The 24,982-nt window shown below is 38.1% G+C and carries 27 protein-coding genes; 3 read left to right on the top strand and 24 right to left on the bottom strand.

Going from position 1 to position 24,982, the window contains the following annotated elements; all coding sequences use genetic code 11:
• Positions 1–7: 7 nt before the first annotated feature.
• The 12 genes from IGM09_RS03905 to IGM09_RS03850 all read right to left on the bottom strand — a co-directional run bounded on the left by IGM09_RS03905 (position 8) and on the right by IGM09_RS03850 (position 12,806).
• A complete protein-coding gene (locus tag IGM09_RS03905; RefSeq protein WP_002358890.1) occupies positions 8–685 on the bottom strand; it encodes a YggS family pyridoxal phosphate-dependent enzyme in 678 nt (225 codons plus the stop codon).
• Between the two features lie 16 nt (positions 686–701).
• Entirely contained in the window at positions 702–1,934 is a 1,233-nt protein-coding gene (ftsZ, locus tag IGM09_RS03900) for a cell division protein FtsZ (RefSeq protein WP_002355899.1), read from the bottom strand.
• Between the two features lie 26 nt (positions 1,935–1,960).
• The gene (ftsA, locus tag IGM09_RS03895; RefSeq protein ID WP_002355898.1) at positions 1,961–3,283 is read right to left on the bottom strand and encodes a cell division protein FtsA; all 1,323 of its coding nucleotides are present in this window, start codon (positions 3,281–3,283) and stop codon (positions 1,961–1,963) included.
• Positions 3,284–3,456: 173 nt separating this feature from the next.
• Positions 3,457–4,581 (bottom strand): cell division protein FtsQ/DivIB, encoded by a 1,125-nt coding sequence (locus IGM09_RS03890; protein WP_002419338.1) that lies wholly within the window; start codon positions 4,579–4,581, stop codon positions 3,457–3,459.
• Positions 4,582–4,589: 8 nt separating this feature from the next.
• Positions 4,590–5,681, bottom strand: a complete 1,092-nt coding sequence (gene murG, locus IGM09_RS03885) for an undecaprenyldiphospho-muramoylpentapeptide beta-N-acetylglucosaminyltransferase (protein ID WP_002355896.1) — start codon at positions 5,679–5,681, stop codon at positions 4,590–4,592.
• A 4-nt stretch (positions 5,682–5,685) separates the two neighbouring features.
• Positions 5,686–7,056, bottom strand: coding sequence for a UDP-N-acetylmuramoyl-L-alanine--D-glutamate ligase (murD, locus tag IGM09_RS03880; protein WP_010713808.1), 1,371 nt, complete (start codon positions 7,054–7,056; stop codon positions 5,686–5,688).
• A gap of 22 nt (positions 7,057–7,078) precedes the next feature.
• Positions 7,079–8,044: a phospho-N-acetylmuramoyl-pentapeptide-transferase gene (gene mraY, locus IGM09_RS03875; RefSeq protein ID WP_002355894.1), complete on the bottom strand. Its 966-nt coding sequence runs from the start codon at positions 8,042–8,044 to the stop codon at positions 7,079–7,081.
• A gap of 27 nt (positions 8,045–8,071) precedes the next feature.
• On the bottom strand, positions 8,072–10,300 hold the full coding sequence (locus IGM09_RS03870) for a penicillin-binding protein (protein WP_010713809.1): 2,229 nt from the start codon (positions 10,298–10,300) through the stop codon (positions 8,072–8,074).
• The gene (gene ftsL / locus IGM09_RS03865; RefSeq protein ID WP_002385090.1) at positions 10,300–10,707 is read right to left on the bottom strand and encodes a cell division protein FtsL; all 408 of its coding nucleotides are present in this window, start codon (positions 10,705–10,707) and stop codon (positions 10,300–10,302) included. The genes IGM09_RS03870 and ftsL overlap by 1 nt, the downstream gene beginning before the upstream one ends.
• A 16-nt stretch (positions 10,708–10,723) precedes the next feature.
• A complete protein-coding gene (gene rsmH, locus IGM09_RS03860; protein ID WP_002355891.1) occupies positions 10,724–11,680 on the bottom strand; it encodes a 16S rRNA (cytosine(1402)-N(4))-methyltransferase RsmH in 957 nt (318 codons plus the stop codon).
• A gap of 14 nt (positions 11,681–11,694) precedes the next feature.
• A complete protein-coding gene (gene mraZ / locus IGM09_RS03855; RefSeq protein ID WP_002383402.1) occupies positions 11,695–12,180 on the bottom strand; it encodes a division/cell wall cluster transcriptional repressor MraZ in 486 nt (161 codons plus the stop codon).
• 233 nt (positions 12,181–12,413) lie between these two features.
• A complete protein-coding gene (locus tag IGM09_RS03850; protein WP_002383401.1) occupies positions 12,414–12,806 on the bottom strand; it encodes a DUF3397 domain-containing protein in 393 nt (130 codons plus the stop codon).
• Positions 12,807–13,050: 244 nt separating this feature from the next.
• Between IGM09_RS03850 and IGM09_RS03845 the strand changes: the two genes are divergently transcribed.
• Together IGM09_RS03845 and IGM09_RS03840 are read left to right on the top strand one after the other, a co-directional pair.
• Entirely contained in the window at positions 13,051–14,016 is a 966-nt protein-coding gene (locus tag IGM09_RS03845; protein WP_002383400.1) for a magnesium transporter CorA family protein, read from the top strand.
• A 67-nt stretch (positions 14,017–14,083) separates the two neighbouring features.
• Positions 14,084–14,194, top strand: a complete 111-nt coding sequence (locus IGM09_RS03840) for a DUF4044 domain-containing protein (RefSeq protein WP_002383399.1) — start codon at positions 14,084–14,086, stop codon at positions 14,192–14,194.
• A gap of 90 nt (positions 14,195–14,284) precedes the next feature.
• On the opposite strand, the gene recN is transcribed toward IGM09_RS03840, so the two are convergent.
• The 11 genes from recN to IGM09_RS03785 form a co-directional block, all read right to left on the bottom strand.
• The gene (recN, locus tag IGM09_RS03835; protein ID WP_002397924.1) at positions 14,285–15,958 is read right to left on the bottom strand and encodes a DNA repair protein RecN; all 1,674 of its coding nucleotides are present in this window, start codon (positions 15,956–15,958) and stop codon (positions 14,285–14,287) included.
• Positions 15,959–15,975: 17 nt separating this feature from the next.
• Positions 15,976–16,425, bottom strand: coding sequence for an arginine repressor (locus tag IGM09_RS03830; RefSeq protein WP_002358881.1), 450 nt, complete (start codon positions 16,423–16,425; stop codon positions 15,976–15,978).
• A gap of 138 nt (positions 16,426–16,563) precedes the next feature.
• A complete protein-coding gene (locus IGM09_RS03825; RefSeq protein ID WP_002364633.1) occupies positions 16,564–17,379 on the bottom strand; it encodes a TlyA family rRNA (cytidine-2'-O)-methyltransferase in 816 nt (271 codons plus the stop codon).
• Between the two features lie 13 nt (positions 17,380–17,392).
• The gene (locus IGM09_RS03820) at positions 17,393–18,274 is read right to left on the bottom strand and encodes a polyprenyl synthetase family protein (protein ID WP_002355879.1); all 882 of its coding nucleotides are present in this window, start codon (positions 18,272–18,274) and stop codon (positions 17,393–17,395) included.
• On the bottom strand, positions 18,274–18,504 hold the full coding sequence (locus IGM09_RS03815) for an exodeoxyribonuclease VII small subunit (protein WP_002355878.1): 231 nt from the start codon (positions 18,502–18,504) through the stop codon (positions 18,274–18,276). Before IGM09_RS03815 ends, IGM09_RS03820 begins: the two co-directional genes overlap by 1 nt.
• A gap of 1 nt (position 18,505) precedes the next feature.
• Positions 18,506–19,852 carry an exodeoxyribonuclease VII large subunit gene (xseA, locus tag IGM09_RS03810; RefSeq protein WP_104662297.1) on the bottom strand — a complete coding sequence of 449 codons (1,347 nt, stop codon included), beginning with the start codon at positions 19,850–19,852 and terminating at the stop codon, positions 18,506–18,508.
• 9 nt (positions 19,853–19,861) lie between these two features.
• On the bottom strand, positions 19,862–20,707 hold the full coding sequence (locus IGM09_RS03805) for a bifunctional methylenetetrahydrofolate dehydrogenase/methenyltetrahydrofolate cyclohydrolase (protein WP_002355876.1): 846 nt from the start codon (positions 20,705–20,707) through the stop codon (positions 19,862–19,864).
• Between the two features lie 103 nt (positions 20,708–20,810).
• Positions 20,811–21,263, bottom strand: coding sequence for a transcription antitermination factor NusB (nusB, locus tag IGM09_RS03800; protein ID WP_002355875.1), 453 nt, complete (start codon positions 21,261–21,263; stop codon positions 20,811–20,813).
• A complete protein-coding gene (locus tag IGM09_RS03795; RefSeq protein ID WP_002355874.1) occupies positions 21,256–21,687 on the bottom strand; it encodes an Asp23/Gls24 family envelope stress response protein in 432 nt (143 codons plus the stop codon). The genes nusB and IGM09_RS03795 overlap by 8 nt, the downstream gene beginning before the upstream one ends.
• Positions 21,688–22,019: 332 nt before the next feature.
• A complete protein-coding gene (locus IGM09_RS03790) occupies positions 22,020–22,340 on the bottom strand; it encodes a MazG nucleotide pyrophosphohydrolase domain-containing protein (protein ID WP_002355872.1) in 321 nt (106 codons plus the stop codon).
• A 13-nt stretch (positions 22,341–22,353) separates the two neighbouring features.
• Positions 22,354–23,418: a M24 family metallopeptidase gene (locus IGM09_RS03785; protein WP_002391500.1), complete on the bottom strand. Its 1,065-nt coding sequence runs from the start codon at positions 23,416–23,418 to the stop codon at positions 22,354–22,356.
• A gap of 171 nt (positions 23,419–23,589) precedes the next feature.
• Here IGM09_RS03785 and IGM09_RS03780 point away from each other — a divergent pair, with 171 nt between their 5' ends.
• On the top strand, positions 23,590–24,405 hold the full coding sequence (locus IGM09_RS03780; protein WP_002355870.1) for a metallophosphoesterase: 816 nt from the start codon (positions 23,590–23,592) through the stop codon (positions 24,403–24,405).
• A gap of 70 nt (positions 24,406–24,475) precedes the next feature.
• On the opposite strand, the gene psiE is transcribed toward IGM09_RS03780, so the two are convergent.
• Positions 24,476–24,928, bottom strand: coding sequence for a phosphate-starvation-inducible protein PsiE (psiE, locus tag IGM09_RS03775; protein WP_002355869.1), 453 nt, complete (start codon positions 24,926–24,928; stop codon positions 24,476–24,478).
• Between the last annotated feature and the right edge of the window lie 54 nt (positions 24,929–24,982).

Below are 24,982 nucleotides of genomic sequence, written 5' to 3'. Positions count from 1 at the left end.
CTCTCCTTTACGCATCTCTGAATAACGCTGTTCCGATTCGTATAAAAGTTGCACCTTCTTCAACTGCGATTGGGAAATCGTTACTCATTCCCATGCTAAGTTCTGTACAAGGAGCAAAAGATAAATGTTTCTCATTTACGGTCATTTGCAGCTCTTTTAATTCTCTAAATGTTGCATGTAATACTTCTTCACTTGCCCCAAAAGGTGCCATAGTCATTAGACCGACGATTTGAATTTTGTCCAAATCAGCAAGTTCTTGAATGAAAGGTAAGACGTCTTCTTTACGAAAGCCGTGCTTGCTTTCTTCCCCAGTTATATTCACTTCAACAAAACAACGAATAACTTTCGTTGCTCTTTTTTGAATTTCTTTGGCTAGACTCAGACTATCTAATGCATGAAAATAATCTATCTCATTAATAATTAATTTTACCTTCCTACGTTGTAAATTACCAATTAAATGCCACTGAATATCATTAAATTTTTCCAATCCAGCTTTCTTTTCTAGTAACTTATCTACTCGGTTTTCAGCTAAATTCTGGACACCAAGCTGAACAAGCTCTGCTGCTTCCTCAATTCCTACTGATTTAGTGACGCCAATCATTGTCACATCAGCAACAGAGCGCTGTGAGCTTTTGCATGCTAGCTGAAGTTGATTATTAATATTTGTTAAGTTTTCAGCTATCATTTCTAATCGATGCTCCTTATCGTTTTCTGCGGAAAAATGGTGGCGTACTTAATTCGTCATCATTGTGATTTGGTTCTTCACGGTGGAATGTGTCAAATTCTTTTTTGTCTACTTGTTCTAATGAAGATTCATCAACTTTTGGACGTGTATTTTGTTCTCTGCGAATATCCCAATCGCCAAAAGCACTTGCTTCTTCTTGTGATTTTGGTTGATCCATTTCCACAGATTGAGTTGTTTGTTGCATTGGTTGAACCGCTTGTCTTGTTTGACGGTGCGGTTTTCTATCCTTTTTTGATTCATCAATACCTGTAGCGATTACTGTTACACGAATTTCGTCGCCTAAATCTTCATTGATTGATGTACCTAGGATGATGTTCACATCACCTGAAGCAGCATTTGTAACGATATCTGAAGCATCTTGCGCTTCAAACAAGGTCATATCTAAGCCACCAGTAATGTTTAATAAGACTTGTTCCGCACCATCGATTGATGTTTCTAACAATGGTGAAGAAATAGCTTTTTTCGTTGCTTCAATTACGCGTTCTTCGCCGCTCGCTACACCAATCCCCATTAAAGCTGTTCCTTGGTTTTCCATCACTGTTTTCACGTCAGCAAAGTCCAAGTTTACGTAACCTGGTGCAGTGATTAAATCTGAAATCCCTTGAACACCTTGACGTAATACATTATCAGCTTCTCTAAATGCTTCAAGCATTGGCGTTTTCTTGTCAACGACTTCTAATAAGCGGTTGTTTGAGATAATTAATAGTGTATCAACGTTTTCTTTTAATAAGGCAATTCCTTCAGCGGCAAAACGACCACGTTTTGGACCTTCAAAACTAAATGGACGAGTTACTACACCAACTGTTAAAGCGCCTAATTCTTTAGCGATTTTTGCAACTACTGGGGCAGCACCTGTACCAGTTCCGCCACCCATACCAGCAGTAATGAAAATCATATCCGCGCCTTGTAATGATTCTGAAATCACTTGTTCACTTTCTTCTGCAGCTTTTTGGCCAACTTCAGGTTGTGAACCAGCACCTAAACCACGAGTGTATTTAGGGCCTAATTGAATCACTGTTTCTGCTTTTGAATGTTTTAATGCTTGAACGTCTGTATTGGCTGTGATAAATTCCACGCCTTTAACGTTTTCTTCGATCATACGGTTTACAGCGTTTCCGCCGCCGCCACCTACACCGATAACTTTAATGACTGCACCGTTGTTAATGTTATTGTCTAATGAAAATTCCATGATATCGTATCCTCCTGTTTATGTGATTAGTCGAAAATGTTCGAGAAGAAGTCTTTGATTTTGCCTGTCACTTTTTCACCAGACTCACGTTCGTTGAATTCTTCGTATTCTTCTTGAGGCTGTTCAGCATATGTGTCATAGCGAACTTCTTGTTGGACAGCGACTGATTGTGCTGGTTTCGATTTTTCACCAGGGATTGCATATTTGGCAATGTGATAAATATCGTTTAGTTGCGCTGAATATTCCACAATGCTAATGACATTAGCAAAGACTGGGTTACGTAAGCCCATGTGATTTGGTACGTATAGTTTTACGTTGGCTTCAAAAATCTCTTGCGCCAAATCGACAATACCTGGCATACTAGCGGCGCCACCAGTTAATACAACGCCTCCAGGTAATTCAAACGCATCAATTTCATCCAGAACTTCTTTTGATTTTCTCAAAATTTGTTCCACACGCGCTTCAATAATTTCTGAAAGGTAACGTTCGTCCACTCTTACAGGCTCTGACTTACCGATAACATCAACAGGAAACTCTTCGTTTGCTGAAGTTCTTTCTGGATAAGCATCCCCATAATTAATTTTTAAGGCTTCGGCGTTGTTAAAAGAAGTATTCAATACGATTGAGATATCTTTCGTGATGAACTCGCCGCCTTCTTGGTTAACATGAGTAAATTTCAATTGTTTGTCGTGGATAACAGATGTCGTTGTTTGACCGCCACCCATATCAATGACAATTGTTCCAAAGTCTTTTTCGCCATCTGTTAAAATTGTTTCCGTTAAAGCAAGCGGTGTAATCACTAATTCGTTAATTCCTAAGCCAGCTTTTTCAACACATTTACGGATGTTATGGATGATTGTTTTTGGTCCAGTATAGACAACGCCAAACATCTCCATGCGAACGCCAAGCATTCCACGTGGGTCTTTGATGCCTTCAAAGCCGTCGACGGTAAAGTCTTGCGGTAAGATTGCAACAATTTGACGTTCAGGAGGAGTTGAACGAACCAAAGCTGCAGATGCGACGTTGCGCACATCCTCATCTGTAATTTCTTTTGATTCACTGCTAACAGCTATCATTCCTTGACAGCTTTCTACTTCTAATAAATTCGCTGGTAATCCAACATTTACGCTTTTAATTTGAATGCCGGCTTTTTCTTCGGCTTGTCGAACGGCCCGTTGGATTGCTTGAACTGTTTGATCAATATCGACGACAATCCCTCGATTCAAACCGTCTGATTTTGCATTTCCAACGCCGATGATGTTCATTTGACCTTCAATATATTCAGCGACAACTACTTTGACAGAAGTTGTACCAATATCGAGGCCTACATACATTCCTGTTTTTGCCATGAACGGAATTCCTCCTCCTATTAATTCCAATATCTAAGCGGACAAAGGCGTCCGTTTAACTATCTCTTTTTTAGTATTATTCACTTCTTCCAATTTTACCATAAAAATGGGGGTTTTAGAAAGCAGATTATACGAATTTGTTCGTTAATTTTTGAAACATTTTTGTAAAAAACTTATTCTGCTTGTTGCACTTCTTGATTTTCTCCATTTGTCGGCGTACCGTTATTCGCTTCATCCGTTGCTACGCCTGCATTTGGGTCCGCAACTTCTTGATTTTCAACCGCTGAATCTTCGGAAACTTCACTGCCCGTTTCTTCACTTTCTTTTTCATACGGATAAGAAAAAATGCCGACTTCCATATCAACGATTCCAGGTTTGTCCATTTGCTCGGCTACTTGTGAATAATAAGCCATTTTTTCACTTAAATCAGAAATATTAACAATCACTCGGTTTCCATCATTCATATAGACATTAATCAAGTCTTTATTGGTTTTGGATGGTGCATATTTAATTTCTGAAATTCCTTGTTTAATTTCTTGAGGTAATTTGTTGTAAGAGGCCATTAATTCAGGGATTAATTTATCCTCTTTGAAATTCTCAAAAATTGGTTTGCCACTTTCAGCAGCTTTGGTGGTTTCCGCCAAAGTTTTACCATTCTCTAAAATCGGATGATAGCCGCCTTTAGTCGCAGCAAGAGCGACAATTTGATACTCTTGAATATCAATTTTAAATGAATTAATACCATTTAACTTAATGTTCGCCTTTTTTATAATTGGAAACTTTTTCTGAATATTTGCAGAAAAATAATTTCTATTTGAATACTGCTCCCATAAGCCACTGCCCGTTTCAAGTTTTGACTGCTGAATAATCGCTTGACTCTCCACACTTTTGTTGCCTGAAACTGTTACTTCACTCAATCGACTAAGAGGCGAAACAAAATACAATGCCACTAAAATGGCTGTCCCTAAACAAGTTAAAATAAAGGCTAAACGCCTATATAAGCGCTTGTTCCGTGTTTTCTTAACGTTCGGTAAACGATCTGCAAAATGCTCCTCTTCTTCCACTGTTTCTTGTGGAAGATGTTGTTGAGGCTCTTCTTGACTTTGTTCTTGTAAAGTGATGGTGACTTCTGCTTGTTCGTTTTCACCTTTTGAAGCAGCTTCTTCCGCTTGCTTCTTCAAATATTCTTGGTTTTGTTTTTGCCAAGGTGTCAGTTCAGGTTGAGACTCTTCCGATTTTTTTGGAGGTAATGGTTTCCTTTTTTTGAATATATCGTTCTCGTTACTAATCTTCCACACCTCCTATCTCAGACTAACGTTTTCACAACTTGATACAAACGATCACTTGCATCTGGGATGCCTTCCCCTTTGGACGCCGTTGCCATCTGTTGTCTTTTTTCATTGTTTAATAAAATATCATCAATTGCCGCAACTAAACGAGCGCCGGTCAATTCTGCATCTGGAATCATTTCAACAGCACCAACTTTTACTAAGCTTTGCGCGTTTTTCGTTTGATGATCATTCGTGACGTAAGGACTCGGAATTAAAATTGCTGGTAATCCTAATGCGGTGAACTCCGCAATTGAGGTTGCTCCTGCACGTCCCACCATTAAATCGGTATTAGCCATCACTTCAACCATTTTATCAATATACGGTTGCACACTTATGTTTGTCAATTTCTTTTCAGAAAGCTTTAGACTTTCTTGAAGTTCCTGATAATATCTTTCTCCTGAAGCGTATAAAACTTGATACTCTCTCTCTTCAAACAAAGGAAAGGCCTGTTCAAACGCTTGATTGATTTTCAAGGCGCCACGACTTCCGCCAAATAAAACCACCGTTTTCTTTGCTGGATCCAAGCCAAACTCTGATAAAATAGCTGACTTTTCCACCGTTACGACTTCTTGTCCCCGCGGGTTCCCTGTTAAAATTGTTTTTTCTTTCGGGAAAAAACTAGCGACATCTGGAAAACAAATCGCAATTTTATCCACATAACGACTTAAAAATTTATTTGTCATTCCAGGGATACTATTTTGTTCATGAATAATTGTCGGTATTTTTAATTGGTGGGCCGCATAAACTACTGCACCAGAAACATAACCGCCTGTACCAATGACCACATCTGGTTGAAATTCACGAATAATTTTTTTTGCTTTATTAATGCTTGTTAAAAATAAATAAATTGTTTTAAAATTTTGAGGACTCAGCGAACGCTTAAATCCTTGAATTTTAATCGTTTTAAATGGAATTTTCGCCTTTGGCACAATTTGACTTTCTAGACCATTTTCTGTTCCCACATACAAGAATTCTGTTGCAGGTGCTTCTTTTTTGACGTGTTCGACGAAGGATAACGCAGGATAGATATGCCCACCTGTGCCACCACCAGTTACTAGTATCTTCATTTTCTCACATTTCACTTTCTTTTAATTGTTGAACAGCTTGCATAAAGGCTTCCCCGCGTACTTCAAAATTCGGGTATTGGTCCCAACTTGCGCAAGCAGGTGATAGTAAAATAGTATCATCTTTTTCCGAATAATCAAAGGCAATGGTAACCGCCGTTTGAACATTTTCAGCAAATAAAATTGTTTCAATGTTCGCTTTTTTAGCAGCTTCCGCCAATTTTTCTTTGGTTTCTCCAAACAAAACAATTGCTTTGAGTCCCAACAGGGCAGGAACTAATTCATCAAATGAGTTACCGCGATCCAAGCCACCCGCAAGTAAAAGTAGCTTTTGGTTGTCAAACCCACTTAACGCCATCTCTGTAGCTAAAATATTGGTTGCTTTTGAATCGTTATAAAAACGTCTTTGCCGAACTTCGCCAACAAATTGCGTTCGATGGGGAACGCCTGAAAAGTTTGTCAAAGTTTGTCTAATCTGAGCATTCGATACATTTTTTAATTTAGCTACACAAATCGCTGCGAGTGCATTTTCAATATTGTGACTGCCAGGAATCCCTAGCTCATCGGCGGGCATAATATATTCTTCATTGAAATATAATTTCCCATCTAAAAGATAAGCCCCTTCTACTGCTTCTTTCGTTGAAAAAGGCAATACGTTGGCAGCTGTGGTTTCGGCTAACGTTTGAAGCTCTACTTGATTCCAATTTAAAATCAAGGTGTCATCTGCGGTCATGTTTTTTTGAATGGCCCATTTTGCAGCAACATATTCTTTCCGCGAACCATGATAATCCAAGTGTGCTTCAAAAATATTTGTAATTACTGCAATTTGTGGGTGAAACGTCTCAATTCCCATTAACTGAAAACTAGAAAGTTCCATCACAAGATCATCCTTGGCTGTTGCTTCTTGAGCCACCGTACTCGCTGGAAAACCAATATTTCCCGCCAAACGTGCCTCACCAGCCGTTCTGTCAGCATTTAGCAGTAAACCAATCATCGTGGTCGTGGTTGTTTTACCATTGGTGCCCGTAATGCCGACAATTGGACATTCGGCAATTTGACCTGCTAATTCCACCTCAGTTATGATAGGAATTTTCCGAGTTAGTGCTTCTGCCACAAGTGGATTTGTATAAGGAATACCAGGATTTTTAACGATTAGTTCAAATTCTTCATCCAACAATTCAATTGGATGCCCCCCTGTAACAACACGAATACCCAAGGTTAATAAATCTTGGGCGTCAGGGTTTTGATCAAATTGTTTTGCGTCATTAACGGTAACGAGCGCACCTAACTCATGTAAGAGTTTCGCTGCGCTGACACCACTTTTAGCTAGTCCTAAAACCAACACTTTTTTGTTTTGATAGGTTGTTATTTTTTTCATTGTCAATTTCCCCTTTGATAGATTAGAAAAGAATCCATAATGTGATTCCTGAACAGATTAAACCGACAGACCAAAAGACAAAATCAATTTTCCATTCAGACCAACCACACATTTCAAAATGGTGATGAATTGGTGACATTTTAAAAATCCGTCGACCAAATAATTTAAATGAAGCAACTTGTAAAATAACACTTGCTGTTTCACAAACGTAGACAAGTCCAATTAAAAGTAGCGTCCATTCTTGATGCAAAATAATTGAAATTGCTGCTAACAATCCACCTAATGCTAATGAACCAACATCACCCATGAAGATTTTTGCTGGTTTTCTATTATAAGGGAAAAAGCCGATCAGCCCACCAATCACACTTAGGCAGATAATCACAACATCAAATTGTTGTTGTTTCCAGGCAATAATTGCATAAGTACCAAATGAAATTGTTCCTAAACCAGCAACTAAGCCATCAATCCCATCTGTCAAATTCACGGCATTAGAAAAACCGACTAACCAAAAAATAATAAACACACCATAAAAAATACCTAACGGAACTTCTGCTACTCCAAACAAATCTAAGGTGTCTGAAAAGCCTTCACTTCGATAAACAAAGTAGAAAACCAACCCACCAAAAATTTGACCAATTAATTTTTGACGAGAATTCAAGCCCATGTTCCGTTTTTTAAAGACTTTAATGAAATCATCTAAATAACCTAACAAACCGTATAATACTAAAATAAATAGAATAATTAGTAGAGACGGCGTAAATTGGTGGAAAAATAACCCCATTGCTAGCGAAGTAATCAAGCTGGCTACAAGGAAAACGACTCCACCCATTGTAGGGGTACCTGTTTTCACGCTATGCCAAGTTGGGCCATCTTCACGAGTAACCTGCCCTTGTTTTTTCATTTGAAAATAGCCAATGAATAGTGGCATTACGCTCACTGTAATGGCAAAACTCACCACTATGGGAATAAAAATCTGTGTCCACTCCATGTTATCTCTCCTAATTATTCTACGTTATTATTCTGTGCCTTCTAAAGTCACGGTTAATTTTTTCTCCGTAATTTCAGTTTCAGCAGCGATACTTTGTTTCGTCACATAGCCTTCACCTTTAAACTCGACAGTCAAACCTAATAAATCACCAAACTTGGTAACATCGCTCTTGGACCAGCCGGTTAAATCAGGCATATAGTTCGTTCCATTTGTGATCAAAATCAATTTCTGATTAGGCATTAATGTTTGACCAGACGGCGTTGATTGTTTCTTGATTTTTTCACCATCACCGATAATCACAGGATCCACCCCGTTCACTTTGGCATTGGCCAACGCTTCCGCTGGCGTCATGTTTTTATAATCAGCAACTGTGACTTTATCAGAAGCTACTTTCGTTGTTTCCGGATCTGTCTCTTTAATGTCTAACGCTAATTTCATTAATGGGTTTGCAATTGCCGCCATTGCTTCTGAAGGCGAACCTGTTTTTGCTTGTCTAAGTGTAATATACAAAACATATTCAGGATTATCCGCTGGGACCATTTCCACTACAGAAGACAAGACTTGACTTGCTCCATCAACGTACCCTTTACCATCTGAAATCTGGGCAGTTCCTGTTTTGGCAGCAACATGATAGCCTGGTACTTTATAAATATCATACGCAATCCCGTAAGTCGGGTCTTCAACAGTATCAATCATGTACGTACGGATCTGTTGAGCTGTTTGCGCTTTGATTGGGGTTCCTACGATTTGTGGTTCCGTAATCGTTTCTTTTCCTGTATTTTTGTCAACAATTTTGCTGATGTAATGAGGTTGCAACATTGAACCGTCATTTGCAATAGCTGAGAAACCTTTCATCATTTGGAAATTAGTAACTGTAATTGCTTGACCAAATGCCGACATTGCTCTATCTACAAAGTTTGTTCCTGGCAATTTACCAGCAGATTCACCACTTAAACCTGAATGCGTGCTCGTACCAAAACCAAATTTTTTCAAATATTCCATCCATTTTTCATCACCCATTTTTTGTTCTAGTTTTACCATACCAATATTACTAGACCAAGAAATGGCTTGACGATAATTCAAATATTCTTTCCCGTTCAACCGAGTGTAGTCATGGTCATTCACAGTTACATCCCCAACTTGAATTCCACCAACACGATTGAATAATTCATTAGGATTAAACTGTCCTTGTTCCATAGAAGCAGCTGTTGTAAATAATTTGATTGTTGAGCCTGGTTCATAAGGACTTTCAACTAATAGGTTCTGCCACGTACCATTATCGTCTAACCCTTGTTTCGTTTCAGGATTAAATGTTGGCCGTTGAGACATGGCAACAATTTCGCCTGTTTTTGCTTCCATTAACATGGCAGTCATAGAAACTGGTTCATATTTTTCATTAACTTGCGTCATTAAATCTTCTAAGGTATTTTGCAAGCGACTATCCAGCGTTGTGTAAATATCTTGACCATCCACTGCTTTTTTCTCTTCCGCCACAGTTCCTGGTAAGGCATTACCGTAAATATCTTTTTCAAAATACACACGGCCATCGGTTCCGCTTAAAATATCATTATAGGTCTGTTCTAGTCCCATCGCACCTACTAAGCCTTCTTTATCATCATCTGGATTGGCTGCTTTTGTATAGCCAATAAAGTGAGAAGCAAACTGCCCATTGGGATATAATCTGGCTGGATGTTCATTGAAATAAACACCTGAGATTTTTTTCTTTTTCAAATCTGCTTCAATTTTTTGGCGTGTTTCCAAGGTGATGTTTTGACCACCTGTACCAAATTCCACTTGATATTGTGTTGACCCATCTTCATGGATCCCATTATTCAAGTATTTCAATGCTGTTTTTTTGTCTAGTTTGGTATATTTCGCTAAAATTTCAGCAATATCATCGAAGTCTTTTTTCTCCGCATATAGCTTTTCATTATTTTGTCCCGTATATTTTTTTGATAATACGACATATAACGAATAGGAAGTAGCATCTTCTGCGATTGGATTACCATATCGATCTAAAATTGATCCTCGCTTAGCTTTTACCACTTGGCTTCCTTCATATAAAGAAGCTGTTTTTTCCTTTAGTGAGACACCGGCTACTTTGCCTGTTGCCACAATGTATGTCGTTCTAAAGGCAAATAAAAAGAACAATCCAATACTCGTAGCGAATAAAATGATGCCTACTTTTTTACGATTGTTCATCGGATTTAAGTTTTTCTTTTTCATGAATTGTTTAAATTTATGTCTTTTACTCATTATTTAACAGTCCTAACATTGTCGCCGTTATTTTCTAGTCCTTGTTTTTTAGCGACATCTTTGATTCGATCTGATTTAGAAAGTTCGCTTCTTTCTTGTTCCAATTTCAAAGCGTTATCTTCCTTTTCTTTAATGACTGCTTGTGTTTCTGTAATATCGTTCATGGTTTGGACAATTGTCGTTCTTACTTGAATTGTCGCAATTGCAATACCAATCGTTGCACAAACTAATACAACACCGATTAATTTTTCTAGTAAAGAGACATTTTTTAGTTTCTTTTTGGGTAATAGAGCGGGGACAGGTAGTGTTTCCTCTTGCATTTTTCTGTCTTGCTCTGTTGCCACAGTTGGCTGATCCATTTCTGGTGCTTCATAATGGAAATCATTTACTTTCTTCAATTCAGCCATGTGTCTACCCCTCTCTCTATCTAGATTTTATTTTTTCGGCAATGCGTAACTTCGCACTTCGTGAACGATTATTCTCAGATAACTCACTGTCACTTGGTAAAATTGGTTTTCTGGTAATTACTTTTAATTCTGGTTGAAATTCTTCTGGCACCACTGGAATGCCTGGTGGCAAATCTTGTACCGTACTGTATTCTTTAAACATTGTTTTAACAATACGATCTTCTAACGAATGGAACGTAATCACACTGATTCTGCCATTTTTCGCTAGCAAATCAATTGCTTGTTCTAGCGACTCTTCAACTGCCCCTAATTCATCATTAACGGCAATGCGAATTGCTTGGAAAATTCGTTTTGCAGGATGTCCACCTTTGCGTCTTGCTGGAGCTGGAATCGCCGTCTTAATAATCTCAACGAGTTCACCTGTTGTTTCAATTGGCTGCTTTTCACGAACACGTTCAATTTCTCGAGCAATCTGTTTCGAAAATTTCTCTTCCCCATAACGAAAGAAAATTTTTACTAACTCACTATAACTATACGTATTCACCACTTCGCGAGCCGTCAAGGGTGCGTCTTGATCCATGCGCATATCTAAGGGCGCGTCTTGATGATAGCTAAAACCACGTTCTGCTTCATCTAATTGTGGTGAAGAAACACCTAGATCGTATAGAATCCCATCAACGTGGAACACCCCATGTTCTGCCAATTCTTCTTTAATATTTCTAAAATTTGATTTGATGAAGGTCACTTGACCTTTGTCTACATATTTCTGCAAACGAGTCTTAGCATGTGCCAACGCTTTTTGATCTTGATCAAAGGCATATAAATGACCGTGCTCATTCAATTGTGTCAGTAAGTATTCACTATGTCCGGCACCACCGAGTGTGCAATCTACGTATACGCCATCCGGCTTCACTTGTAATCCATCCACTGTTTCTTTTAAAAGAACAGTGTAATGGCGAAATTCTTCAGTCATCATTTGCCTCATTCCTAAAATCCAAAATCAATCATTGTTTCTGCTAATTCATCAAAGTTTTCTTCAGCTTCATCAGAGAATGCATGCCAACGTTCGTCACTCCAAATTTCAATTCGGTTAGAGACGCCGATAACAACACAGCCTTTTTCTAAACTGGCATGTGTTCGTAAATTCGCTGGAATATTGATACGACCTTGCTTATCAATCTCACATTCTGTTGCAGCGGAATAAAAGAATCGCACAAAGGTACGTGCATCTTTCTTAGCTAAGGGCATTTCTTGAAGTTTTGCTTCAAGTTGTGACCATTCATTTAAAGGATAACCAAATAAACAGCCATCCATCCCTCTCGTTACCACAAATTTTTCACCAAGTTCCTCACGAAACTTTGATGGAACGATTAGGCGGCCTTTGGCATCGATATTATGTTGGTATTCACCCATAAGCATAGCCAATACACCCGCTTTTCCACTTGATAGAACAAGTCTACCACATCCCACCACTTTCTACCACTATAAATCTAAAAACTTCTATTTTTTAACTGTTATTTAAAATTTCTGTAATATTTACAGGGTTTTATGTAACAAGCTTCACCCAACAAAAAATGTTATTATAACAAGGTTTTTACTATGTTTTTTATAAAATAACCCCCAAAATAACAAAAAAACCCCACGGAGTGGGGAGTTGTGGGGGACATTTTCCCACAGCGTATTTCCCCTATTGTCTCCACGCTTTATTACAGTAGATAATGACTGATATTTAGCAAGATAAGCAACACATACAACACAAACGTTAGTAAAAACGTCAACCGCCAAAACATCTTGAAATATCGTCTATATAAAATCTCTCCATAATAATAAGCTTGAAACAGGGCAACAGCGACTCCTAATAACAAAATAGAAATCACAAAATACGGCATAATCGATTCATCATAACTATCTTTGGATAACTCATGGATCCCTATGAATAAAAACGGAATGGCCAAATCCGGTGCTTTTATTTTCCAACGTTCCGTTAGGGAAAAAGTGGACACGAGAAAATTGCACGCAAAGAGCACAATTACCGGAAAAATATACCAAAATAACATTATTGCCGAAAACGACACCATTCTCTCAACAAATCCTTTCATTCCACCTGCTATAACTATACTTCATCAACGTTACACAGATGTTTCATTTCGTTTAAATATATGTGCTAAAAGCCCTTTTTGCTTGCTTTTTCATATAAAAAACGGATTACTTATCAAACCATTTTCAAAACGAGGCCTCACCTATCGCGGCCACTTATTTTTGAATGTTTTTTATAAGCTTTTCTTCTCGTATTGTGTCATACTTCTATTATAATGGATTTAGAACAAAAAATGTTGATTCGGGGTGAATCTTTTGATTAATTATTTATTATTGAAAAATGACTATTTTGAACCTTGTTCACCAGACGATGAAGCCCTAAGTTGGATTTCGGTAGAATCTCCTACAGAAGAAGAAATCGAGCGTCTCGTCAATCAATACCACTTACCAACAGATTATCTTACCGGCGTTTTAGATGATGAAGAAAATGCTCGAGTGGAAGGTTTCCGCCACGAAAAATTACAAACGCCTACGTTACTTTTATTTCGTTATCCCAAAGCTAGTATCAGTCCTAGTGGCTATCTGCAAGTAGAAACGGTGCCGATTGCTTTAATCGCAACCGTCGATAACAAACTAATTACTGTTAGCAATGGGCCTAACGACATCGTTCATGGGATTCAAAAAGAGGCGTTCACGCATCAAGATCTTTCTATTGAAAAGGCCTTAATTTTAGCCCTTTCATGGAAGATGGCCCTTTCCTTCAATAAAAACTTACAAGCACTTATCCAACAAACCAACAAACTTGAAGGAGAGCTCCAAGTAGCCACAGAAAATAGTCAATTGTATCAGATTATGGACATTCAAAAAAGTCTAGTTTATTTCGAAGCAGCTTTAACGGATAATTTAAAAGTATTAAAACGTTTATATAGCGCTGAAATTTTTAATCATCCAGAAAAACATTTGCCATTTTTAAGGGATATTTTGATTGAACTAGAACAAGGACTAAATACGACTAAAATACAACTAAAATTAGTTGATAACATTAGTAATACTTTTTCAGCAATCGTCTCAAATAACTTAAATAATGTCATGAAAATTTTAACATCCTTAACAATTGTCCTAACCATCCCGACCATCATCGGGGGAATCTACGGCATGAATGTGAAACTCCCTTTTGCAGAGCATGAATATTCTTTTTGGATTATTTTTGCTATCACTACCTTAATCTGCGTAATTAGTATTCGAATTTTAAAGAAAAAGAATCTCTTATAACTTTAGGTTGCTGTTTTCAGGAAAAGGTTGTACACTATTAGCAGAAATTAAAAAGGACGTGTCATTTATGAACGACAAAGAACAAAGTCGCTTTTCAAAAATCACGAAAGTCGTGGTTTGGCTAATGCTGATCGCAATTGTAGGTTCAACTGTTTTAACAGCAATTCTTAGTCTTTAAACTGGAGAACTTTTTCACACATTAAAAGTAAAAAAACAGCCCCTTCAATTGATAGAAGGGGCTGTTTTTTTACTTGCTCAAATAGAGCGGCTATTTTTTCGCCATCGCCAACAGCTCTTGTGCATGTTCAATGGTTAATTTCGTAATTTCACTTCCTGCGAGCATACGCGCAATTTCGTTTACTCGCTCTTTTTCAGATAAAATTCGGACGCTTGTTTCTGTCCGACCCGCCACAATTTCTTTTTCAATAAAATAATGTTCATCGGCAACGGCCGCCACTTGTGGCAAGTGCGTGATACACAACACCTGCGAATTTTCTGAAATTTGATAAATTTTATCGGCAATCGCCTGTGCTACACGGCCACTGACTCCTGTATCCACTTCATCAAAAACAATACTAGTGATCCCTTGCGTTTGAGAAAAGATTGTTTTCATAGCTAGCATCACTCGCGAAAGTTCTCCGCCAGAAGCCACCCGAACTAACGGTTTTAATGGTTCCCCTGGGTTAGTAGTAATATAAAATTCTACTCCGTCTAAGCCATTTTCTTGTAAATGCTCAAGTTCTGTAAAGCGGACTTCAAATTCCGTTCGCTCCAAATACAGTTCTTTTAATTCGGTTAAAATTTGTTGTTCGAGCTCTTTTGCTAGGCGCTTTCGTTCTTTTCGTAAAGCTAACGCTTGTTGATGAGCCGCTTGTTGTTTCTCTGCAAGCAACGCTTCTAAGTCGCCTGTACCACCTTCCAAAAAATCAGCCTCTGCTAACTCTTTGGTAATTTCTTCATAGTAAGATAAAATCGTTTCGATCGAATCACCATATTTACGTTTCATTTGACGGATTAATTCCAAACGATTTTCTACTTCATTCAAGCGGCCTTCGTCTAGTTCTAAGCCATCAATCAACCTAGAAAGATCTCCACTGGCTTCTTGTAGTAAGTAGTAAGCATTTTGAACAGTATCTGACAATGTTTTATATTCTGAATCAAGGGATTCAATCGAAGCGAGTTCATTCATACTTGTTCCGATTTTATCCAAACTACTATCGTCTTCACCATTTAGTGCGGCATAACTAATCGTCAGTGCATCAGCAATCTTTTGAAAATTGTTCAGTTTATTGCGTTCTTCTAGCAATTGTTCTTCTTCGCCAGCCACTAACTGTGCACTAGCAATTTCATCACTTTGAAAATGAAGCATGTCCATTCTTTGGGCAAATTCTTTTTCATTTTTTTGTCGCTTTCTGACTTTGGCTTCGAGTGCGCGATACTCTTGATACGCCTGTGTATATTTTTCTTTGACTGCTAAAAGTTTTTTCCCACCAAATTCATCCAACATATCAATATGGCGTTCACTTTGCATCAATTCTTGATGTTCGTTTTGGCCATGAATATCTACTAAATATTCCCCAATTCTTTTTAAATTAGTAATGTTGACAATTCGTCCGTTGACACGGCAAACATTTTTACCAGAAGCGGAAATATCTCGTTGAATCACTAAAGAATCTTCTTCTGTTTCAATACCTAATTCTTCTAATAATTGCTTTAATTCTTGACTTTTCGGCATTGAAAAAAGTCCTTCTAAGGTGCATTTATTTGCTCCTTGACGAATATAGTCACTGGAGCCGCGTCCGCCTGTGAGTAATCCCATTGCATCAATAATGATGGATTTCCCCGCACCCGTTTCTCCCGTTAAAACAGTCATACCCATTTGAAACTCTAATTGTAACGAAGAGATAATCGCAAAATTTTTCACGGAAAGTTCTTGTAACATCTTGTTCACCTCATTCTTTATAGATAGCTTAACAGCTCTTTATGAAGTTTTTCTGCCGCCTCCTCAGTTCGTGCAATCATGAGAACACTATCATCATCGTTGATGACGGCAAAAAGTTTCTCTTGGTAATTCTTTTCGATTAAACTACCACACGCCGCTGCATTGCCAGGAATGGTTCGTAATACGACATATTTTTCCATTTGTTCTGCAGCTACAAAGGCATCTTTTAAAAGCTTTGCAAGTTTAGCACTCGTATTAGCTTGTGTCTCTAATGGAAGGCTATATCGATAACCCCCTTCTGCAGAAGGAACTTTAATCAGTTTCATATCTTTAATGTCGCGAGAAATCGTTGCTTGTGTAACAGCTACGCCCTTTTCTTGTAAATAGTTGACAAAATCTTCTTGCTTTTGAATATTTTTTTCAGTCAATAAACGTGTAATTAAACGGTGTCTATCTTGCTTTCTCATGGCGCCGCTCTCCTTTTCAGTTTACTCTTGCCCTCATCATAGCTTATTTTTATGCATTTTAAAAGATGAATTACTAGATTTATACAAAAAAGAAGCTTTCACCTATAGGCGTCCACTTCTTTCTTCTAACTTTTCTCATCATTCCGCTAATTTTTGATGCGCATGCGCGACAACTTCTTCAATGGATTCTGGCGCTTGATAGGATCCTTCCCCTTCAACAGAAACTAAATGTGCCAAAAATTCAATGTTTCCTTCGCCACCAGTGATTGGTGAAAAATCTAAGTTTTTCACATCATAACCGTTATTCATGGCAAAGCGTGTAATTTCCTCCACAACCATTTGATGGGTTTCTGGATCACGCACGATTCCTTTTTTCCCAACAAACTCTTTGCCAGCTTCGAATTGTGGCTTAATTAACGCCACCACACTACCACCTTTTTTCAAAATATCATGAAGAGGTGGCAAAATTAAGCGTAATGAAATAAAGGAAACATCAATCGTTGCAATATCCGGCACCCCTTCAGTGAAATCTTCAGGTTTACTATAGCGAAAATTGGTACGTTCCATTACCACCACGCGTTCATCTTGCCGAATTTTCCATGCTAGTTGGTTATAGCCAACATCTAAAGCGTAACTCAAACGAGCCCCATTTTGTAAAGCAACATCGGTAAAACCACCTGTGGAGGAACCAATATCTAGCATTGTTTTACCTTGAACGTTGATTGCAAAAACATTTAGTGCCTTCTCTAGTTTTAAGCCCCCACGAGAAACATAAGGCATTACTTGGCCCTTAGTATGTAAGGGTGTCTCCACAGAAATTTTTTCCCCTGGTTTATCTAAACGTTCATTTTTATCATTGTAAACCAAACCAGCCATCACGCTGCGTTTTGCTTTTTCTCGTGTTTCAAATAGTCCTTGATTAAACGCCAAGACATCGACGCGTTCTTTTTTCATAAGTGCCTTCTTTCTATCTCAATTGTAACTGAGTTAACAAGTTTGCTAAATGTTCTTCTGAAAAATTGGGAACATTTGCTTTGATTTTTTCTAAAACAGCGCTGCCTTCTGCTAATTGATGTGTTAGCGCATCTTTCGCGCCAGCAATCCCTAGAAGAGCTGGATACGTACTTTTATTCAACGCTTCATCTCGGCCTACTTTTTTACCTAAATCTGCTTCTGTACTTGTGGCATCTAATAAGTCATCACGAATTTGAAAAGCCAAGCCATAGTGATGCGCAAACTGTGTCAGTAAACCAATGACTTCTTCTGTTTGATTGGCTAATACGCCCCCAGCAATTAAGGCGAATTCAATTAGCGCTCCGGTTTTCTTTTCATGAACAGCCGCTAACTCTTCTAAAGTCAAGCTGACTTTTTCTCCTTCAATATCACCCATTTGGCCGGCAACCATGCCTTGATTCCCCGCTGCCTTTGCCAGTTGTTGCATCAGTAAAACTTTTTCACTTAAGCCTAATTGGCTCAAAGAAAGTAACTGAAATGCGCCTGTTAATAAGCCATCCCCTGCTAAAATGGCAGTCGCTTCACCAAACACTTTGTGATTGGTTGGTTTGCCACGACGTAAATCATCATCATCCATTGCTGGTAAATCATCATGAATTAATGAATACGTATGAATCATCTCTAAAGAGGCAGCCACTTGATAGTCTTGTGTTTCCATCTCTTTTTGAAAAGCGGCCACTGTTGTTAGCACTAATAGCGGGCGTAATCGTTTGCCACCTGCGTGTATCGAGTAGAGCATTGCTTCTTTCAAACGCTCATTTTCAGTATATTCTGCGATAAAATCGACCATGACTTTTTCAACCAACGGTAAATGCTGTTGACTAAAATTCGTCATTACGCTTCCTCGCTCTCTTCAAAAACAATTTCTTCATTGTTTTCTGTCATCATTTTCGTTAAAGTTTTTTCCGCTTTTTCCAATGTATCTTGACATTGTTTACTTAATGCCATGCCCTCTTGAAAGGCAGCTAAGGCTTCTTCCAAAGGAACATCTCCTCGTTCTAAGCGCTGAACGATTTCTTCTAAGGCATTTAATGATTCTTCAAACGTTTTTTCTTTTGCTGGCATGTTAAAACTCCTCTTTTTTCGCTGTTATTGTTTCGACGTTTGCTTGAACTGTACCGTCAGCATAATGAATCGTTAATTGATCTGCTGGCTGTAACTCGGTAACAGTTTTAACGACACGGTCCCCTTTTGTAGTATAACTATATCCTCGACCCATAATTTTGAGTGGGCTGAGTAAGTCTAATTGTTGAACAGCAGACGTGAATTGCTTTTGTTTGTTTAGGAACAATTGTGTCATTTGTGTTTGCAAGTTTCGTTGTAAAAATGCCAATTGTTGCTGACTTTCTCTTAATTGTCCCTTTGGTGTCTGTTGTTGCAATTGAGCGATAATTCCTTGGGCTTGACGTTGTTTTTGGTGATGAATCGTTGTCATTGCTTGGAAAAGACGTTGCGTCATTCGATCTAATTTAATCGTTTGACCTTCATAAAGTCGCTCAGGTTGCTTAAACACATAAGAGTTTTGTAGTCGTTGGAAACGTTCTGTTCGTTGTTGCAAGAGATATAAAAAGCTTTGTTCTAAACGACTACGCCGTTCACTAATTCTTAATAGTTCTTCATTTAAAACTGGTACCGCTAGTTCCGCTGCTGCCGTTGGCGTTGCTGCACGAACATCTGCTACCATATCGGCAATTGTCACATCTGTTTCGTGACCAACCGATGAAATAATCGGTGTGGTGGCAGCATGAATGGCTCGAGCCACCTTTTCTTCATTAAACGGCCATAAATCCTCGATTGAACCACCGCCACGGCCGATGATCATCGTATCAAAATCGCCTTGCGCATCGGCTCGCTGAATGTTCCGCACAATGTCATCCGCCGCCTGCTCGCCTTGGACCAAGGTGGGAAAAAGGACCAGTTGTGCAATCGGATACCGTCTTTTGACTGTCGTAATGATATCCCGAATAACAGCACCACTAGGACTTGTAACCACAGCGATTCGTTTGGGATAACGAGGCAACTGTTGTTTAGGCCCTTCAAAAAGTCCTTCTTTTCCTAGTTTTTCTCTTAATTCTGCCAATGCTTGATAAAGTGCACCTACACCATCTGGTTCCATATGTTCAATATAAATTTGATAGGAGCCGCTGTTTTCATAAAGCGAAATCCGCCCCACTACCATGACTTTCATGCCTTCTTTTGGTTGAAACTTCAATTTTTGAAAGGCTGATTTAAACATAATTGCAGAAATCTTCGCATGGTCATCTTTTAAACTGAAGTACTGATGCGCGTTCGCTCGGAAACGAAAGTTCGAAATTTCACCTGTTAAATAGACACGTCCTAAGTAAGGGTCTGCATCAAATTTACGTTTTAAATACTTCGTTAAGGCTGTTACTGTTAAATACTGTTGCGTCATTTTTTCACCTTACTTTTGTTTTTTTGCTGCCTCGACTGTTTGATACATTAACATGGTAATCGTCATTGGGCCAACACCTTTGGGAACCGGCGTGATATAGCTTGCAATTTCAGAAACTTCATCGAATGCTACATCACCAATCAGTTTTCCTTCTTGATTGCGATTCATACCCACATCAATCACTACCGCACCTGGTTTCACGAACTCTTTGGTGACAAAATGCCCGCGTCCAATTGCTACAACTAAAATATCCGCTTCTTTTGCAACTTCTGCTAAATGTTCAGTTTTAGAATGGGCAATCGTCACGGTCGCATTTTTCATTAACAATAATTGTGCCATTGGCTTGCCAACAATATTACTTCGACCAATAACCACCGCACGTTTACCTGTTAAATCAATATCATAGGCTTCAAACATCTTCATAATTCCATACGGCGTGCAAGGAATCATTTCAGGTTTGCCTACAAACAAACGGCCTAAATTCATTGGATGGAACCCATCTACATCTTTTTTGGGATCAATTGCTAATAAAATCTTTTCTTCATCAATATGTTTTGGCAAAGGTAGTTGTACAAGAATGCCATGAAAGCGTGAATCTTGATTATATTTGTCAATCTCAGCCAATAATTCTTCTTCTGAAATAGTTTCTGGCAGTTTTTCGACCTTTGACAGAATGCCAATTTTGGCTGCTGCACGTTCTTTATTTCTCACATACGTTTGGCTGGCAGGATTTTCCCCAACTAATAAAACAACTAATCCTGGTTGGATGCCTTGTTGTGTCATCTTTTCTACATCTTTTTGAATCTCTGCTTGCATTTGATCTGCTAATTCACGACCGTTAATTACTGTACTCATTCCTTCGCTCCCTCTATTGTTTCTTTACTTCTTTAATAGTATTTATTTTAGCATATAACCCAGTATCTTAACACCAGTTAGATAGTAAAAAAAGATTCAGAGCTTACGCCTCTGAATCAATTTCTTTCATTACATTTGATAACACACCATTAACAAATTTACGTGAACGGTCGTCGCTGTATTTTTTACTTAACTCAACGGCTTCATTTAATGCCACAATGTTTGGCACATCTGAAACGTATAGCATTTCAAAAATAGCTAAGCGTAAAATAACAATATCTATTTTTGCTAAGCGTTGCATAGACCAGTTATTACCTAAATGGTTCGTAATTACTTCATCTAATTCTGCTTTGCGGCTACACACACCACCGACAAGTAAATCTAAATACGTAGGAACTAGGTCTTCGCCATCTTCACTGACGATTTCCCGATTATCATAAGCCAATGCATAATCAATGGCATCTTGTTTGGTTAAATCAGCATTAAAATCTAAAGGAAAAAGGGCTTGGAGCGCTTTTTCACGAATCTCGTGACGGGTTAATTCTGTTTTACTCATTCTCTTCTCCATCTTCATCTTCTGGGAATAATTCATTTAAGTCTGGTTGAGGGATTTTTTCAGGTACTACCGCTACAACATGAATATTCACTTCAACTAAATCAATATCTGTCATAAATAAGACTTGTTGTTTCACACGGTCTTGCATTTCTAACGCAACTTTTGGCACAGAAACACCGTAGTTCAAGTAACAATAGATATCGACTTTTAAGCCTTCTTCTTCTGTTCGTAAATATACACCTTTGCCGTGTGCTGCACGGCCTAATAATTCATTCACATTATTGGCGAACGTGCCACGCATCCCATAAACGCCCTCTACTTTTGAAGCAGCGATTCCGATAATTACTTCAATGACTTCAGGAGCAATCACGATTTCTCCTAAAGAATCGTTTGCATTGATTACAAGATTTTTTTCTTCTGACATTTGGTTGTCCTCCTTATCTATTACGCACAAAATCGTTAAATAAACGATTTATTTGATGAATCACTAAGTCTCTTAAGGATTCTCTTTTAAGCAACGGATGATTCTTAAAAATTAAAACAACACTGGTTTCTTCAGTTAGTTGTGAAAGAACGTCCAAATTTTGCTTATCAATACTCGTTCTTAGTTTATCATTAATTAGCCTATTTCGCTACCAGAAAAGCTAAGTTCTGACTAAAAGAACAGATAATTTCTTGTCATAAATTTCTAATCCAAGCCTTTAGACGTAAAAATAAGAAAGACCAAGTAATTTTGGCTTTCTTATTTTTGCGTCTTTATTCTTCAGGATAACGTTCCATTAGTTTCGTCCGATGCTTTTGCATAATCATTTCTAAAGAGATGTCATATTTATCGGCTAAAATAAATAAATTATCCAACACATCGCCTAACTCTTCCGTTAAATTTTCCAGATTCTCTTCATCCGCCAAAACTGTTTCATCCGGTCGATCACGGCCAATTTCAATTGTCCGAATGGCCCGACAAACTTCGCCGACTTCTTCTGTTAAAAAGTTGGAACGAATAAACGGATCATATTGATACCAGTTACGTTTTTTATAAAACGCGCTAATAAACCGCTGATACTCTTGGATATCCATGTTCTCCCAACCTTTATAAAATGATTAATTCTTTTGGCGCATGTGTTAATACACGATTACCTTCAGCAGTAATCAATAAATCGTCCTCAATACGCACGCCACCAATTCCTGGCAAATAAATTCCAGGTTCGTCCGTAATCACATTCCCTGGTACAAACTGTTTATCTGCTCGGAATGAAACATTTGGTCCTTCATGAATTTCTAACCCAATGCCATGACCAGTGCTGTGACCAAACGCATCGCCATAGCCATAGGAAGCAATATGATCCCGTGCAATCGCATCTAATTGAATGCCCGTCAACCCAGGTTTAGCTTCTGCTAACACTTTTAATTGTGCTTCTAAAACAATGTCATAAATTTCTTTTAGTTTTGGCTGAATACTACCAATGGCAAATGTACGTGTCATATCAGAAACATAGCCTTCATAATAACAACCGAAATCTAAAGTGATTAACTCACCTTTTTCGATGACTTTATGGCTAGCAACGCCATGTGGCATCGCCGAACGTAGACCGCTCGCCACAATTGTCTCAAAAGAAACACCACTGGCTCCTTTTGAACGCATGAAGAAATCTAATTGATTAGCCACTTCAATCTCTGTCATTCCAGGTTTAATCATCTCTAAGACAAAGGCAAATCCTTGATCCGCGATGGCACACGCTTTTTCAATAATCGCTACTTCTTCTTCATCTTTCACTTCTCTTAATTCTTCAATCAAACCCATTACAGGAACTAATTCACATGGTAAAATTTCTTCCAATAAGCTATAATCAGCGAAACTAACTTGCGTTTCTTCAAAAGCTAAATTATCTAATTGCAACCGTTCAGCTAAATCTGCTACTTCGTCAAAAATATGTCCTGTGTTTTTAACGATAGTAAAACCAGTTGCTTGTTCCGCAGCTTGTTCCGTATAACGAAAATCCGTTACAAAAAAAGCTTTATCTAATGTAATCATTGCCAAGCCTGTTGTCCCAGTAAAATTGGTTAAATAACGTAAATTATACGGACTTGTCACTAAAAATCCTTGTAAATTATTTTCTTTCATTAACTCCCGTAGCTTTTCGACTCTTGCCATCATTGGTTCGACCTTCTTTCTTTTTTCTCATTTTTCATTATAGCAAATTTACTTCAGAAAAGCATGAATCACCAAAAAACTTCATCGAGAAAGTTTACTGAAAATTTTACCTTTCCTTATTTTTTGCTTAACACTTTTGTAGTAAACTAATTTAGCGACTTCAAGGAGGAAATTATGAACGTTTATTTATTTCTGGCACTATTTTTCATTATTATCGGCATTTTAAGCTATAGTTTTTTTATTGAACCTAACTGCTTAGTCATACACAAAAATCAAATTAAAGTAACAGAATCAGGGAAAACCTTACGGATTGTTCAACTCTCTGATATTCATTTAAAAAAGAATTATTCTGTGAAAGCCTTAAAACAGATTGTTGAAAAAACAAATACATTACAACCAGACATAGTCGTTTTTACAGGAGACTTGTTCGACGATTATGCCCGTTTCGGTATCGAAATTCAGGATGAAGTGAGTCAACTTTTCCGTAAAATTAACGCCCCTTATGGCAAATTCGCTATTTATGGCAACCACGAGTATAGCGGGTTAGATACCAATTTTTACGAAACAATCTTAGAAGCTGCCGACTTTACCGTACTAAAAAACACGGGCAAATTACTGCCTGTCTCACACCGTATCTCCTTGTACGTCGCTGGTTTAGAAGATTCGTTATATGGACAAACCGACTTAGCTGCGGCTTTAGTCAACCGCCCTACTGGAACGCCCACTCTGCTACTAACCCATGAGCCAGATGTCGCAGACTCAGCAGTCAACAAAAACATTGACCTCATTTTAGCAGGACATAGTCACGGCGGACAGATTCGCTTGCCTTTTTTCACTTACAAAAATCAGCTTGCCAAAAAATATACACATGGGCTTTATCATTTAGAAGATGAAACGCCGCTAATTGTTCACCCAGGAATCGGAACCACTAAAATCAGCGCACGCTTTGGTGTCTTACCAACAATTGAACTGATTGAGTTAACTATTTAACTACGCATTAAAAAGACCGCCCCACGTTAGAGAAAACTTCTCACGTTGGACGGTCTTTGATTATGTTCGATTAATGATGAAAATCTTGCTCGTGATCTTCTTCTACTTTCGCTTTTCCTAGCGTATAAAATTTGCTGCCATTTAACCCGAGAATAAATAGCACAACCACTAGTAAAAGAATTGATAAAGATAACAATAAGGTCTGCAAGCCATCGCCATGCGCAACCATTAATTGACGTAAAATTGCGGTTAAACAAATTAAAATCAAATAACGAATCGGAATATGGTGTCCTTCTTGAATATAGCGAAGAATCATCATAATAAACTCAAATAACATAAAGAATGAAATAATTTCTTGCATGATAACTGAAAAATTATCCGGCGTCATTGGCTTCATGAGATATGTAGCGAGGTCAACTAAATAACTAGCCATAAATACTAATAAGAAAACTCCTAAAATCCCTAATACAATATCCAAAATCAAATTCACGTACTTCTTTACTACACTAAAATTCTTCTGCATAATACCCTTCTTTCTTTTGACTCAATTATTTTATAACATGCTTGTTATTACATT

The sequence above is a fragment of the Enterococcus sp. DIV0167 genome (assembly GCF_050541555.1).
Classification (GTDB): Bacteria; Bacillota; Bacilli; order Lactobacillales; family Enterococcaceae; genus Enterococcus; species Enterococcus faecalis.
The sequence above is the reverse complement of the archived record's forward strand: the minus strand, read 5'-3'. Positions and strand labels throughout refer to the sequence as shown.

Bases quoted from the DNA above. Each gene is read 5' to 3' on its own strand.
- IGM09_RS03825 (WP_002364633.1), bottom strand. From the start codon at position 17,379: ATGAAAAAAGAACGCGTCGATGTCTTGGCGTTTAATCAAGGACTATTT.
- xseA (WP_104662297.1), bottom strand. From the start codon at position 19,852: ATGACGCAACAGTATTTAACAGTAACAGCCTTAACGAAGTATTTAAAA.
- IGM09_RS03905 (WP_002358890.1), bottom strand. From the start codon at position 685: ATGATAGCTGAAAACTTAACAAATATTAATAATCAACTTCAGCTAGCA.
- IGM09_RS03870 (WP_010713809.1), bottom strand. From the start codon at position 10,300: ATGAGTAAAAGACATAAATTTAAACAATTCATGAAAAAGAAAAACTTA.
- IGM09_RS03850 (WP_002383401.1), bottom strand. From the start codon at position 12,806: ATGAAAGGATTTGTTGAGAGAATGGTGTCGTTTTCGGCAATAATGTTA.
- murD (WP_010713808.1), bottom strand. From the start codon at position 7,056: ATGAAAAAAATAACAACCTATCAAAACAAAAAAGTGTTGGTTTTAGGA.
- ftsZ (WP_002355899.1), bottom strand. From the start codon at position 1,934: ATGGAATTTTCATTAGACAATAACATTAACAACGGTGCAGTCATTAAA.
- IGM09_RS03795 (WP_002355874.1), bottom strand. From the start codon at position 21,687: ATGTCAGAAGAAAAAAATCTTGTAATCAATGCAAACGATTCTTTAGGA.
- IGM09_RS03780 (WP_002355870.1), top strand. From the start codon at position 23,590: ATGAACGTTTATTTATTTCTGGCACTATTTTTCATTATTATCGGCATT.
- IGM09_RS03840 (WP_002383399.1), top strand. From the start codon at position 14,084: ATGAACGACAAAGAACAAAGTCGCTTTTCAAAAATCACGAAAGTCGTG.
- IGM09_RS03815 (WP_002355878.1), bottom strand. From the start codon at position 18,504: ATGCCAGCAAAAGAAAAAACGTTTGAAGAATCATTAAATGCCTTAGAA.
- ftsL (WP_002385090.1), bottom strand. From the start codon at position 10,707: ATGGCTGAATTGAAGAAAGTAAATGATTTCCATTATGAAGCACCAGAA.
- IGM09_RS03805 (WP_002355876.1), bottom strand. From the start codon at position 20,707: ATGAGTACAGTAATTAACGGTCGTGAATTAGCAGATCAAATGCAAGCA.
- rsmH (WP_002355891.1), bottom strand. From the start codon at position 11,680: ATGACTGAAGAATTTCGCCATTACACTGTTCTTTTAAAAGAAACAGTG.
- ftsA (WP_002355898.1), bottom strand. From the start codon at position 3,283: ATGGCAAAAACAGGAATGTATGTAGGCCTCGATATTGGTACAACTTCT.
- psiE (WP_002355869.1), bottom strand. From the start codon at position 24,928: ATGCAGAAGAATTTTAGTGTAGTAAAGAAGTACGTGAATTTGATTTTG.
- IGM09_RS03790 (WP_002355872.1), bottom strand. From the start codon at position 22,340: ATGGATATCCAAGAGTATCAGCGGTTTATTAGCGCGTTTTATAAAAAA.
- recN (WP_002397924.1), bottom strand. From the start codon at position 15,958: ATGTTACAAGAACTTTCCGTGAAAAATTTTGCGATTATCTCTTCGTTA.
- mraY (WP_002355894.1), bottom strand. From the start codon at position 8,044: ATGGAGTGGACACAGATTTTTATTCCCATAGTGGTGAGTTTTGCCATT.
- IGM09_RS03785 (WP_002391500.1), bottom strand. From the start codon at position 23,418: ATGATGGCAAGAGTCGAAAAGCTACGGGAGTTAATGAAAGAAAATAAT.
- IGM09_RS03820 (WP_002355879.1), bottom strand. From the start codon at position 18,274: ATGACGAATTTTAGTCAACAGCATTTACCGTTGGTTGAAAAAGTCATG.
- nusB (WP_002355875.1), bottom strand. From the start codon at position 21,263: ATGAGTAAAACAGAATTAACCCGTCACGAGATTCGTGAAAAAGCGCTC.
- IGM09_RS03830 (WP_002358881.1), bottom strand. From the start codon at position 16,425: ATGAGAAAGCAAGATAGACACCGTTTAATTACACGTTTATTGACTGAA.
- murG (WP_002355896.1), bottom strand. From the start codon at position 5,681: ATGAAGATACTAGTAACTGGTGGTGGCACAGGTGGGCATATCTATCCT.